Origin of the sequence: Effusibacillus lacus (genome assembly GCF_002335525.1) — a bacterium.
GTDB classification, from domain to species: Bacteria; Bacillota; Bacilli; order Tumebacillales; family Effusibacillaceae; genus Effusibacillus; species Effusibacillus lacus.
This window is the reverse complement of the sequence record NZ_BDUF01000068.1, coordinates 51,672-64,227: the sequence shown is the minus strand read 5'-3', so window position 1 is coordinate 64,227 and position 12,556 is coordinate 51,672. Positions and strand designations below refer to the sequence as shown.

At 50.5% G+C, this 12,556-nt stretch carries 11 protein-coding genes and 1 pseudogene; all 12 read right to left on the bottom strand.

Annotation, left to right across the window (positions count from 1 at the left end; genetic code table 11):
- Window positions 1-303, bottom strand: a pseudogene (locus tag EFBL_RS21360) (SpoIVB peptidase); the annotation flags it as partial.
- A gap of 178 nt (window positions 304-481) precedes the next feature.
- Window positions 482-2,215: a DNA repair protein RecN gene (recN, locus tag EFBL_RS13540; RefSeq protein WP_096182647.1), complete on the bottom strand. Its 1,734-nt coding sequence runs from the start codon at window positions 2,213-2,215 to the stop codon at window positions 482-484.
- A gap of 70 nt (window positions 2,216-2,285) precedes the next feature.
- Window positions 2,286-2,732, bottom strand: coding sequence for a transcriptional regulator AhrC/ArgR (ahrC, locus tag EFBL_RS13535; protein ID WP_096182646.1), 447 nt, complete (start codon window positions 2,730-2,732; stop codon window positions 2,286-2,288).
- A 20-nt stretch (window positions 2,733-2,752) separates the two neighbouring features.
- Window positions 2,753-3,607 (bottom strand): NAD(+)/NADH kinase, encoded by an 855-nt coding sequence (locus EFBL_RS13530; RefSeq protein ID WP_096182645.1) that lies wholly within the window; start codon window positions 3,605-3,607, stop codon window positions 2,753-2,755.
- Between the two features lie 88 nt (window positions 3,608-3,695).
- Window positions 3,696-4,535, bottom strand: coding sequence for a TlyA family RNA methyltransferase (locus tag EFBL_RS13525; RefSeq protein WP_096182644.1), 840 nt, complete (start codon window positions 4,533-4,535; stop codon window positions 3,696-3,698).
- A gap of 110 nt (window positions 4,536-4,645) precedes the next feature.
- A complete protein-coding gene (gene dxs / locus EFBL_RS13520) occupies window positions 4,646-6,535 on the bottom strand; it encodes a 1-deoxy-D-xylulose-5-phosphate synthase (RefSeq protein ID WP_096182643.1) in 1,890 nt (629 codons plus the stop codon).
- Window positions 6,513-7,133 (bottom strand): hypothetical protein, encoded by a 621-nt coding sequence (locus EFBL_RS13515; RefSeq protein WP_096182642.1) that lies wholly within the window; start codon window positions 7,131-7,133, stop codon window positions 6,513-6,515. The genes dxs and EFBL_RS13515 overlap by 23 nt, the downstream gene beginning before the upstream one ends.
- Before the next feature lie 824 nt (window positions 7,134-7,957).
- Entirely contained in the window at window positions 7,958-8,848 is an 891-nt protein-coding gene (locus EFBL_RS13510; protein WP_096182641.1) for a polyprenyl synthetase family protein, read from the bottom strand.
- 3 nt (window positions 8,849-8,851) lie between these two features.
- The gene (gene xseB, locus EFBL_RS13505) at window positions 8,852-9,076 is read right to left on the bottom strand and encodes an exodeoxyribonuclease VII small subunit (RefSeq protein ID WP_096182663.1); all 225 of its coding nucleotides are present in this window, start codon (window positions 9,074-9,076) and stop codon (window positions 8,852-8,854) included.
- Window positions 9,077-9,110: 34 nt separating this feature from the next.
- Window positions 9,111-10,487 (bottom strand): exodeoxyribonuclease VII large subunit, encoded by a 1,377-nt coding sequence (xseA, locus tag EFBL_RS13500; protein WP_096182662.1) that lies wholly within the window; start codon window positions 10,485-10,487, stop codon window positions 9,111-9,113.
- A gap of 17 nt (window positions 10,488-10,504) precedes the next feature.
- A complete protein-coding gene (gene folD, locus EFBL_RS13495) occupies window positions 10,505-11,353 on the bottom strand; it encodes a bifunctional methylenetetrahydrofolate dehydrogenase/methenyltetrahydrofolate cyclohydrolase FolD (RefSeq protein ID WP_096182640.1) in 849 nt (282 codons plus the stop codon).
- Between the two features lie 74 nt (window positions 11,354-11,427).
- Window positions 11,428-12,438 carry an NAD(P)/FAD-dependent oxidoreductase gene (locus EFBL_RS13490; protein WP_096182639.1) on the bottom strand — a complete coding sequence of 337 codons (1,011 nt, stop codon included), beginning with the start codon at window positions 12,436-12,438 and terminating at the stop codon, window positions 11,428-11,430.
- Window positions 12,439-12,556: the final 118 nt, after the last annotated feature.

The window sequence follows — 12,556 nt, the reverse complement described above, 5'->3', positions numbered from 1 at the left end:
TCCGAACAATTTGACCTGCACATCGGTATCACCTTGCGCCAGCGATTCGATCTGGATTGGCTGTTTAAGATTGAAAGCCAAACGGGAATCAGGGGTACCTTTGACGGTTGCTACGTGGGAATTGGTGGTGGTGACAGTTGCACTTACTGGAAGCCCCAACTTTAACAAGGTGCTGTGCCCTTCCAGAATACGGATTTGCGAAGGCGTGGTGGCCCATTGGTGAATCGGCGTGGAACTGAACAACGCAACCGCAAGTGCGGCAAGAATCAGACCCAGTATTCTCTTTGCCAACGCTTTTGTCAAAGTTATTCACGCCTCCCTTCTTACCGGACAAATGCCTGAGGTCAGGTATGTGATAATAAAATTGCCTTTCCAACAGGCTTTTATGCCGCAGTTCCAGATTTCCCACAAAGAAAAAACGGGTAAAGCTGGTAATCCTCCCCTGCTTGATTGCCAACTTACCCGGTTCTATGAATTGGATCTATGAAAACTTGTTCTTTAGCGCCTGGGCCTGCAAAAGCATCTCTTCCGCATGCTTCCGGGTAGTGTCGGTTAACTCTGCACCGGACAACATGCGAGCCAATTCTTCAACCCGCTCCGAATCGTTCAATTGATTGACGATGGTCAAGGAACGTCCCGATTTCTGCTGCTTGTTGATTACAAAATGTCGATCCGCCATGCAGGCAACCTGCGGCAGATGAGTCACACATATTACTTGGCTTGAATGGGCTACAACTGACATCTTTTCGGCAACAGCCTGAGCCGCTCGTCCGGAAATCCCTGTATCAATCTCATCAAACACCAGAGTTTCCACTCCCTCTCCCGACAGAATCGTCTTGATGGCAAGCAAGGTTCTTGAGAGTTCACCGCCGGAAGCGATCTTAACAAGTGGCCGAAGCGGTTCTCCAGGGTTGGGGGAAAAAAGAAATTCCACCCGGTCAATTCCTTTCTCATTGACAGCGACACGCTGATCATTGACAAGGATCCCTTTCTCGCTGCTGTCTGCCTGAAAGTCAATTTGAAACCTGGTTTTTGGCATCATCAACGATGCAAGTTCTTCTGCAATCCGTTTCGACAGCTTGTCCGCATAGGCCTTGCGCTTGAGCGAAAGTTCAGTCGCTTCCTTGGCCAACTGCTGTTCAAGCGTAAAGAGATTCTGTTGGAGACGCCCGATGTTTTCCTCATGATGTTCCAGATCATCCAGTTCCGAAGCAATCCGCCCGGCGTAATCCAGTATTTCTGCAACAGATTGACCATATTTGCGGCGCAATCTTGCCAGAACGGCCAGCCGCTCTTCAATGCTTTGGAGCCTCGCCGGATTGTATTCGATCGAATCCCGGTAAGAGCGAAGTTCGTGGGCAGCCTCTTCCAGCTGCAAAGCCGAAGATTGTATCAATTCCGCAACCGGCTGCAGATTGGGATCAAATTTCAATACACCGGTCATCTCGGAGGTAAGCTTGTGGAGCGTTTCAATGATGGAAGCCTGTCTGGCACCCCCCTGGTACAAACATTCAAAAACATTGGAGGCTGCAGTGGAGAGCTTCTCGGCATGGGCCAACTTCCTTCTTTCTTCCTCCAACTGGTCTTCTTCCCCAGGTTTAATTCCCAAGGATCGGATTTCTTCCAGTTGAAAACGCAGCATGTCGATTCTCTGCGCTCTCTCTTGTTCGCCCATTGCTGCTTGTTCGAGGGCCCTTCTGGCCGCCCGGTATTGCTCATAAGTGTTTGAAACTCTCTGCCTGAGGATGTGAATCGAGTCCCCGGCAAAAGAATCCAACATTTCCAAATGTTCTTCCGGCCGGAGCAGCGACTGGTGTTCGTGTTGCCCCGCCAGGTCAACAAGCAAAGACCCGATCATGCGTAAAGTTTGAACTGTTACAATCCGACCGTTAATACGACAAACAGACTTCCCGGAAGCACTGACTTCACGAACGACCACAAGTGTATCGTCTTCCCAGTCAATTCCCAGTTCTTGCATGACATCGGACAACCGGCTTCCGGGAGTGACGTGAAATAAGGCTTCCACAATGGCTTTGTCGCTTCCCTGGCGGACCATTTCAGAAGAAGACCGTCCCCCGAGAACCAGTCCCAAAGCATCAATCAAAATGGATTTTCCGGCGCCTGTTTCCCCGGTTACCACATTCAGGCCGTCACCAAAGTGCAAGCTGATCTCTTCAATCAGAGCGAAATTACGGACATACAGCTCCAGCAACATACGATCACCCGGCTATTGATTAAATAAGTATGCACATTCAAATTACCATACAGAACGGATGTTCGCAACTTTATAGAAATTCAAGGAACCGGTCGACAATGGCCGGAGTTTCTTCCCGGTTGCGGCAGATAATAAGAATTGTATCGTCACCTGCAATGGTCCCGATAATTTGATCCCAGTTTAATGCATCGATTAAGGCGGTAATTGCGTTTGCATTACCCGGGAGTGTTTTCATGACGATCAGATTTTCCGCCCGATCGATTGAGACAAAACTTTCACTAAGGAACCGCCGCAGCTTCGATTCAGGATTGTAGCTTGGTTCTGCCGGAAGCGCATACTTGTACCGTCCGTCAGGTGTAGGGGTTTTAACCAGTTGCAGTTCTTTGATATCACGCGAGACGGTGGCTTGGGTAACCTGAAACCCCAATGCCCGAAGACTCTCCACCAGCTCTTCCTGTGTCTCGATTTCCCTCGACGTTATCAGTTCCCTTATCTTCAGCAAACGTTGACCTTTCATGTCCGATCGAACCCTCCAGCCTAATTTGGGTTATGCAGTTTCTGACGAAGAACGTCAAAAAAACCGCGTTCCTGCCATTTAATCAATGTGGTGTAATGAGGAGATTTCCGGACAATGATCGTATCATTGACCTCCCCTTTGTAGCCGACCTGCCCGTCAATCGTTATTCCAATGTCATTATGGGTGGCTGACACTTCCACTCGTATCACCTGGTCTTTCTGTACAATAAACGGTCGGGAAGTCAGGGTATGGGGACAAATGGGAGTTACCACCATTACATTGATGTGGGGACTGACAATCGGACCGCCGCATGACAAGGAATAGGCTGTAGAACCGGTGGGAGTTGAAATAATCAAACCGTCGCCCGAGTATTTGTCCACGTACATGTCATCGACATAAACGGACAAAGTAACCATTCGTCCGAAAGATCCCTTGGCAATCCCTATGTCGTTTAAAGCGATGTTCCTATGTATGGTTTGTCCATTCCGAATAATGGAAGCGTCGATCATCATTCTCTTCTCCAGGTGATAATCGCCGCGCAAGACCCTGTCCACGGCACTTGGCAAATCCTCCGGCTCCGCTTCCGATAGAAAGCCAAGATGGCCCAAATTAATGCCCAGGATGGGCAAATCATAAACGGCCAGCTGCCTGGCAACTCCCAGCAGAGTGCCGTCTCCCCCCAGGACAAATACCAGATCGACCTGATCAGGGAATTTGTCAACATCAAGAGCAAGATCACTTCTCCCGATTTGGTCCGCCACTTTGCTGTCAACCAGTACTTTTGCATCTTTTGCTTCCAGGAGACTGACTAACTGTTTGGTTACATCCAGCGCGCTGGGCTTGTTCTGGTTGACCGCGATACCAATTCGTCTCATGGTCCCCCCGTGCTCCCTTCAACCGAGATAAAGTTGCAGATTCAATTCGCTCCCATGAAACTATTCGAGCAACAGCTGCAGAATTCCTTTATTTGTCACTGCGAGTGACTGTTTGCAGCATCTGGTGCGCTTCCCGGACTGTATGCCGCACCAGATCTTCCAATGGGGGTTCTGGTGTCCCTTCCATGTCGGTCAAGGTTAAATAGGTTAAAAATTCGATGTTGCCATCCCCGCCCGTAATGGGGGAATAGGTGAGACCCATGACCTGGAATCCCTCTGACAGCGCAGCATGCAAAACAGTTTGCAGAACTTCCCGGTGAATTTGCGGTTCCCGGACAATTCCATTCCTGCCGACTTTCTCCCGTCCAGCTTCAAACTGCGGTTTGATCAAGGAGATCAAGCCGCCGCCCGGAACAAGCACTTGTTTGAGGACAGGCAGCAGCAGCCGGATTGAGATGAATGATACATCCATGACCGCAATCTCCGGGCGATCTCCTTTCAGATCCTCCGGTTTCAGATGACGGAAATTGGTGCGCTCCATCACAATTACACGCGGATCTTGCCGCAACTCCCAAGCCAATTGTCCGTAACCCACATCAACTGAATATACCAAGCGCGCGCCATGCTGAAGTGAGCAATCGGTAAAACCGCCCGTGGAGGCACCAATGTCAATCACAACTTTGCCATCCAAGTTTACGTTAAAGGTATGCAACGCTTTCTCCAGTTTTAAACCTCCGCGGGATACGTAGGGATGGAGGTCCCCTTTGATTTCAATCCGCGAATCCACTTTGACTTTTGTTCCCGCTTTGTCCACCCTTTCTCCATCCACCAGCACCAATCCCGCCATAATGGCAGCTTTGGCCTTTTCTCGGGATGGAAAAAGACCCTTGTCTGCAAGTAAAATGTCCAATCGTTCTTTTTGGCTCATACTGACTCCTTAAAACACGTCATGTTTACAATAAATGTGGAAAAAGCTTGCATCCCGCAACTTGGCTGGGTGCAAGCTCTGCCACTAAGGCTTGTCTAATCTATCGCGGTTTATGCTCTTTGCCTTTTTTTCGGTGCCAAACGCTTGGCATGCTCCACAATCCGGTCTGCGGTAATGCCGACAGATTCCAGCAGTTGTTTGGGACTGCCGTGTTCGATAAACCGGTCCGGCAAGCCTATTGGGAACAGTTCAACAGCGGAAATCATGTTGGAAGCATAGAATTCCATAATGGCAGATCCCATACCGCCGGCAACCGCAGCCTCTTCTACGGTAATTATCCGGTAACCCCGCATGGCAAGATCCATCAACAACTCGTTATCCAACGGTTTGACGAATCGCATGTTGACCACCATCGGAAAAATGCCGTCTTTCTCCAGGGCAGACGCCGCTTTTTCAGCCAGGTCGACCATGGGTCCCAGGGCCAAAATGGCAATCTGTGATGTCCCCTCCCGCAGAATTTCGGCTTTGCCAACAGGAATCTCCCGAAACTCTGCATCCATCGGAACGCCCCGAGCTTCCCCTCTGGGATACCTGACTGCCACCGGTCCGTTTTGTTGGACTGCTGTGTACAGCATATGCTGCATTTCGTTTTCGTCTTTCGGCATCATGATTGTAATGTTCGGGATCGCTCTGAGGAAAGAAATGTCAAATGCTCCCTGGTGGGTCTCTCCGTCGGCCCCAACCAGACCTGCACGGTCAATTGCAATCGTAACAGGCAAGTTTTGAATGCAGATATCATGAATAACCTGATCATATGCCCGCTGCAGGAATGTTGAATAAATGGCAAGCACCGGTTTCATTCCTGCGCAGGCCAACCCGGCTGCGTAGGTGGCCGAATGCTGCTCCGCAATTCCCACATCAAAGAAACGGTTGGGGAACTTCTCAGCGTATTTAAGCAGGCCGGAACCTGATGGCATTGCCGGTGTGATGGCGATAATCCTGTCATCCGCCTCCGCCAGTTTGATCAGCGTGCTACCGAATACAGAACTGTAGGACGGAGGAGACGGAATCGCCTTGATGGAATCCCCGGTCTCAATCTTGACGGGATTTAGGTAATGTCCACTGTCATAGGAGGCTTCCGCCGCCGCATACCCCTTGCCTTTCTTCGTCACCACGTGAACCAGCACGGGGCCTTTGGTATTCTTGGCTTGTTCCAGAGCCTCCAACAGCAGGGCTATGTTATGGCCGTCAATCGGCCCCATATAAGTAAACCCGAATTCTTCGAATAACATTCCCGGCACAACCAGATATTTAAAGGAATCTTTCAGACGTTCCAGCCCTTTGGCCACTTTACTTCCAAGCGAGGGAATCTTGGACAGCACATGCTGAATTTCCGCTTTCGCATTCTGGTAATGGGAATCGGTCCGAATCTTTGACAAATAATTCGACATGGCGCCAACATTGGGATCAATGGACATTTCATTGTCATTCAATACGACAATCAGGTCAGTTCCCATATGACCGACATGATTCATCGCCTCGAATGCCATGCCGCCCGTCATGGCCCCGTCCCCGATGATAGCCACTACGTGATGCTTTTCTTTTTTCAGATCACGGGCGATGGCATACCCGATGGCAGCGGAAATCGACGTGGAGGAGTGCCCCACATCAAACATGTCATGTTCGCTTTCCGAACGTTTGGGAAACCCCGACAGTCCTTTAAACTTGCGCAATGTAGGAAACATTGCCTTGCGTCCGGTAAGAATCTTGTGGACATAAGCTTGATGTCCCACGTCCCAAATCAGTTTGTCCTTTGGACTGTCAAATACTTTATGCAGAGCAAGGGTTAACTCGACGACACCAAGATTGGCGCCGAAATGCCCCCCTGTAACAGACAGGCTTTCAATCAGAAACTGTCGAATCTCTACCGCCAATTCATCAAGCTGTTTGTGGCTTAATCCCTTAATATCAGCGGGGCTATTTACGTTGTCCAGCCACACGCTTACCGCCTCGCTTTCGCGATTTTTTCTTATCATTTCCAGTGAACAACCGGATATGAAAAGTATGGTCCAACCAGTAAAAAAATTTGCCGACCCTAAGTATTATCAAGTTCGCATTGCGGATGGCATAAGCTTTACCTAGAGCCTTTCCGCTGACAGTAAAAGCGGCAACCAGGGCTGTTGCCAAAATAGCCACCACTTCGCTGCCAAAACCCCCGATTCCTCCGGATTGGACAATCCCGGCAACGACTACAGCCGTCGCCGCACCGCTTAGGACTCCTGCAATATCGCCAATTACGTCATTGCAGAAGTTTGAAAATTTCTCCGCATTACGGACAATGGCAATTGCCTGTTTCGCACCGTGAATGCGCTCGGCAGCCATTGCATGATAGGGAGTCTCCCTCGCCGCTGCCGCTGCCAGTCCCATTATATCAAAAATAATCCCAACAAGGACGATTCCCATAACTGTTAAAACACCCAGCCACCATGGAGCACGATCCAGAACGATGGTGGATGTGTTAAAAGCTCCGGATAAAAAAATAGTGACGACGAAGATGAACGCCGCCCACCTTAGCGTGTCACGCCACGCACTGTTCATGAATATAGGAACACTCCGTTCGGTTAAAATAGTATGTAGAGGGTGGCAACTTCTCGAGTAAACTCTGTGGCTTAGGTCGAGTAGGTTTTCCCAGACAGACACCGTCACGTCGCCATGACGGCGGTTTCCCTTTATGTCCGTCTCGGTGATGTTGCCATGCACCGGACTCGATTACCACTTAGTCCACACTATAATCCCCGAGAAGCCACGCAATTCGCGACAGTCTAGGAGTTTTCCTCGGCAACCCCTCACATCTCCCTAGCCTCTTTTGCAACATGGATTTCATGCAGCACCGGAGAATCGTTTTGGCCGAAACCATTCTCCTGAACCCTGCAATCCCTCCAGATCACTCAAGGCAGGCTACGCTGCACACAAGTGTCGGTGTCGTTCTTTATTCGCATCTCACTCGCCATGCAGGTTCATACCCCATGTTGTAGCCATCCGCACGAGGACGTCAAACCACAAATCATGGGCCTCCGCGGAAGTAGGGTCTACGCCCGCATGCCATTGCGGATCGCCCTACAACCTTAACTCCCAGTATCAACCCAAGGCTGGGCGCCTCAAGCCAACACCAGGAACTTCATCGATGTGCCCTTTGACGGATTTTTAGGCCCGCCTTCAGGAGAGGGGGATCGACTAGAATACTGCGCCACCCTAAGCTTTTGACATCATTATATCATAGCGATCGAACCGCAACCAACCTGCGTGCCGCCGACCAGGAACAGCGCAGGGTCAAGAGGCGGAATCGGCGAACTCTTAAACCGGCATAATGGATTTTTTTTAATCTATTTAGTCACTTTTGATTGATTTTGGGTTCGTGAGTCTTAAGATTCCCGGTTTAAAAGGTAATCTGCAATACTGCGCAAAATAATGGTTTCCCTGTTAAGCTGCGTCAACGCATCAAGGGCGTCATCTGTCAACCCGGCCAGTTGCTTCTTGGACTCTTCCAATCCATAGACAGCGGGAAAAGTCATCTTCCCCAAGGCTGCATCCGCACCTACGGTCTTTCCCGTTTTTTCCTGATCGCCTGTAACATCAAGAATGTCGTCCTTGATCTGAAAGGCAAGTCCCAGGCTCTCCGCATACTTCGTCAGCAACAGCAGTTCCCGTTCCGATGCACCGGCAAAAATCGCTCCCACCCTGACCGAGGCAGTCAACAGATCACCTGTTTTGTGCCTGTGGATAAACAGCAAGGTCTCTTCATCTGTCGGCTTTCCTTCCGCCTGAATATCCGCCACCTGGCCTCCAATCATGCCGCTGACGCCGCTGGCCATTGCAATTTCCCTTATGATTGCCAACAAGTCTTTTTCCCGACCCGGCATATCCGTTTCGGACAGAACCTGAAACGCATGGGTAAGCAGCGCATCACCCGCAAGGATCGCCATGGCGTCTCCATATACCTTATGGTTGGTTGGTTTGCCCCGCCTGAAATCGTCATTGTCCATGGCAGGCAAATCGTCATGAATTAAGGAATAGGTATGTATCATTTCTATGGCGCATGCGATGGGAAGTGCACTTGTCCAATCGCCGTCCAAAGTTTCGACCGTTGCCAAAGTCAAGATCGGACGGATTCTCTTGCCACCCGCAAACAGACTGTAACGCATCGCTTCGCAGATCGGTACTGGCGGGTGCGCAGCGGCCGGAACCAGCCGATTCAGCGCATCCGCCACCTGAGCCGTTCGATTTCTCAGATAAGACTCCAGTTGAAACGACATGTGCTACTCCTCCGGTATAAATGGCTTTTTGCTGAGTCCCGATGCATCCGCCACCAGCATTTCGATTTTTTGCTCTGCCTGATCCAGTTTCTCACGGCAAATTTTGGCGAGTTTCATTCCCTCTTGAAAGTTGGCAATGGCCTGTTCCAGTGGGATGTCTCCCGATTCCAGTTCCCGCACGATTCGTTCCAATCCTGCCAGAGCCTCTTCAAAGGACAGTTCTGCCATTTGCTTTTCCACTTTTTCCGGTTCGGCCTTCTTCTTATTCGTCACGATTGTGTTCCTCCTCCATACCCCATACCTGGCAATCCAACCATCCATCCTGCAGCCGCACATTCAGTTTGTCCCCCAGCTGTACTTCCCGAATGCTTCGGATCAGCTGTTTGTCTTTGTCCACCCGATAGGTTAGGGAATAACCGCGCTTCATGACTTGCAGGGGGCTGTAAGCATCCAGTTTGTCAATCATCCTGTCAAGCCGGGTTCCGGCTGCTGTCATTCGATTGGTCATGGCCGCAGACAGCTTCTGCAAGAGAAAGCCGAATTGCTGCTCCGTCCGCATGACCCGTTCAACAGGGGATCTGCGGGCAAGCCGCTGCATCAGATCGTTGACCTGTTTGTTTCTTGTACCCGCCAGTTTCGTCAGTACCAGTTCCAGTTCATTTTCCGTATGGTCAATTCGCTGGCGGAGCTGGTGAATCCGGTCTGTCGGACGGGTAAAAACAGGCGACTGCTCCAAGGTTTCAAACCGCCTCTTCATTTCACGCATCCTGCCCGCAAGTGCCGTTGCCATTCGCTGCTGTTCCGAATCCAAATGGCGGAATAACTCCATCAGGTGGGGAACCGCCAGTTCAGCCGCTGCGGTGGGGGTTGCCGCCCTTACATCCGCAACAAAATCGGCTATGGTGAAGTCCGTTTCGTGACCAACAGCGGAAATCACCGGAATCTGAGAAGCAAAAATGGCACGGGCCACCACCTCTTCATTGAAGGCCCATAGCTCTTCCAGAGAACCGCCCCCCCGCCCCAAAATCAGGACGTCAATCGCAAGTTCTGGCTGTGTATTCAGTTGCTGGATTGCAGCTGCTATGGATTGGGGGGCTTCCGTGCCCTGCACCAGAACCGGATGCAATAAAACGTGGGCGACGGGGTAGCGCCGGCGAATGGTTGTGATGATGTCCCTTACGGCTGCCCCTGTGGGGGAAGTCACCACGCCGATCACCTTTGGAAACCTTGGGATCTGTTTTTTGTGTTCCTGCAGGAACAACCCCTCTTTTTCAAGACGTTCTTTCAACTGTTGGAAAGCCAGATACAGCGAACCGATTCCGTCCGGCTGCATTTCTTCCACGTACAACTGGTATTGTCCATCCCGTTCGTAAACAGACACATATCCCCGAATCAAAACTTTCATGCCTTCCTTCGGCAGAAAGTTGAGGTTGCGGTTCTTGGAAGCAAACATCACCGATTTGATCCGGCTGCCGGAGTCTTTCAGGGTGAAATACATATGGCCACTGCTGTGACGGGTGAAGTTGGAGATTTCTCCCCGCACCCAGCAATCGGACAAATAGGGGTTTTGCTCAAATAACCGTTTGATCAATACGGTCAAATCGGAAACAGACAGGATCTGTTCTTTTCCGTTCTCCATGGCAGTCACTGAATCCCTCAATTCAAGCTTCGTTTTGCCGATTCCACCGTATTGTACATCAGCATCGTAATGGTCATGGGACCGACTCCGCCGGGTACGGGAGTGATTAGGCTTGCCACCCGGCTGACTTCATCAAATTGGCAGTCTCCAACCAGCTTGCCTTCAACTCTGTTCACGCCCACATCAATCACGACAGCACCGGGCTTAACCATGTCGGCGGTCACCATTCCCGCTTTCCCCACTGCTGCAATCAGTATGTCAGCTTGCCTGGTGATTGCCGGCAAATCGATTGTGCGCGAGTGACAGATGGTGACAGTCGCGTCTTCGGCCAACAGCAGTTGAGCCATCGGTTTGCCCACAATATTGGACCGTCCAAGAACCACTGCATGCTTCCCTTTAATGTCCACGTCGGAACGCTTCAGCATCTGGATAACGCCATGCGGGGTACAGGGCAGAAAAGCAGGCAGCCCTATATACATGTTCCCGACATTTTCCGGATGAAACCCGTCCACGTCTTTGTCCGGATTGATGGCTTGGATAACCTTTTTTTCGGAAATGTGACCGGGAAGCGGCAGTTGGACAAGAATTCCGTGAATCTTTGGGTCCCCATTCAGTTTGCTGATCAAGGCCAGTACGTTCTCTTCGGAGACAGATGCTTCCAAACGGTGAATCTCGGAATAAAAACCTAATTCGATAGAAGCTTTCTCTTTTCCTTTCACGTAGCTGTGAGAAGCGGGATCATCCCCGACCAGAATTACAGCCAATCCCGGCTGTATGCCCTTTCCAGTCAATTGTTCCACTTCCGATTTAAGTTCCCGGCGGATTTGCGCCGCGACTTCTTTTCCGCTGATTACCTGAGCTGGCATTCTATTTCCCTCCTGAAAATGCGGAAAGTCTACGCCCAGTGGGCGCAGACTTTGCCGATTATGGAATTGGCCGCTTATTTCTTTCCAAAGCCGGATGAACTGTGACCCGGATGGAGTTTCGACGCGGGATCCAGATATTGCTTCGCGTTGTTAACCGCGGTAGGCGCCTCCCCGAATCCGGTAGCAATCAACTTGATCTTGCCCGGATAAGTGACAATGTCACCCGCTGCATAAACTCCCGGTATATTGGTTTCACCCTTCGTATTGACAACAATTGCGTTGTCTTCAATTACAAGGCCCCAATCCAGGATCGGTCCAAGCGATGCGGAGAAACCGAGAGCACCGATAATTGCGTCGAGAGGGATCTCTTCTTCCGTTTTCTCTTTGGAGTTGATCAATACGCCCTTCTCAAGTTTGCCGTTGCCCTCCACCGATTTCAATTCAGTAAACACTTTCACCTCAACGGAAGATGCAAACAGTTTGCGAACACTGTCCTCATGGGCGCGGAAACCGTCACGGCGATGGATCAGCGTTACCTTCTTGGCAACCGTCTCAAGCATCAAGGCAAAATCCACCGCCGAATCGCCGCCTCCCACCACAAGGCAGTTGAGTCCTTTAAATTTGGAAAGATCGTCAATAAAATAATGAATGCCTTTGCCCTCATATTGATCGGAGTTGGCTGCCGGCAACCGGCGGGGGGAGAACGCTCCGATGCCCCCTGCAATCAGGACTGTCCGGGAGTAGTGGACAGTCGTGTTGGAGGTCAATTTAAACACTCCGTCTTCTTGTTTTTCCAAACCAGTAACCCGTTCATTCAGACATACTGTCGGATTGTAGGGCGCCATCTGTTCTTTCAGGTTGTTCACAAGGTCCTTCGCGTAAACCTTTGGGAATCCCGCAACATCGTAGATGTACTTTTCAGGATACAATTCCGTCAACTGACCGCCCAATTGCGGCAAGCTGTCGATAATCTTTGTCGACATGTCGCGAATCCCGGCGTAAAAAGCGGCAAACAATCCTATGGGCCCGCCTCCGATAATCGTGATGTCATACACTTTGTCGTCTTGTTTCAATCCTTCTCCCATATTCTGTTCCCCCTCGTCGTTTCACAGTATAAAACGTCGATTCACTGTACGCTACCATTATACTATAAGTTATTAAAACTACCAATTAAAATCGTTTGTGACATTTGTGTGTCTGAAG

Excerpts from the sequence above, each read along its gene's own strand:
- EFBL_RS13525 (WP_096182644.1), bottom strand. The coding sequence starts at position 4,535 with ATGAGCCAAAAAGAACGATTGGACATTTTACTTGCAGACAAGGGTCTT.
- EFBL_RS13530 (WP_096182645.1), bottom strand. The coding sequence starts at position 3,607 with ATGAGACGAATTGGTATCGCGGTCAACCAGAACAAGCCCAGCGCGCTG.
- ahrC (WP_096182646.1), bottom strand. The coding sequence starts at position 2,732 with ATGAAAGGTCAACGTTTGCTGAAGATAAGGGAACTGATAACGTCGAGG.
- folD (WP_096182640.1), bottom strand. The coding sequence starts at position 11,353 with ATGCCAGCTCAGGTAATCAGCGGAAAAGAAGTCGCGGCGCAAATCCGC.
- xseB (WP_096182663.1), bottom strand. The coding sequence starts at position 9,076 with ATGGCAGAACTGTCCTTTGAAGAGGCTCTGGCAGGATTGGAACGAATC.
- EFBL_RS13515 (WP_096182642.1), bottom strand. The coding sequence starts at position 7,133 with ATGAACAGTGCGTGGCGTGACACGCTAAGGTGGGCGGCGTTCATCTTC.
- recN (WP_096182647.1), bottom strand. The coding sequence starts at position 2,215 with ATGTTGCTGGAGCTGTATGTCCGTAATTTCGCTCTGATTGAAGAGATC.
- EFBL_RS13490 (WP_096182639.1), bottom strand. The coding sequence starts at position 12,438 with ATGGGAGAAGGATTGAAACAAGACGACAAAGTGTATGACATCACGATT.
- xseA (WP_096182662.1), bottom strand. The coding sequence starts at position 10,487 with ATGGAGAACGGAAAAGAACAGATCCTGTCTGTTTCCGATTTGACCGTA.
- EFBL_RS13510 (WP_096182641.1), bottom strand. The coding sequence starts at position 8,848 with ATGTCGTTTCAACTGGAGTCTTATCTGAGAAATCGAACGGCTCAGGTG.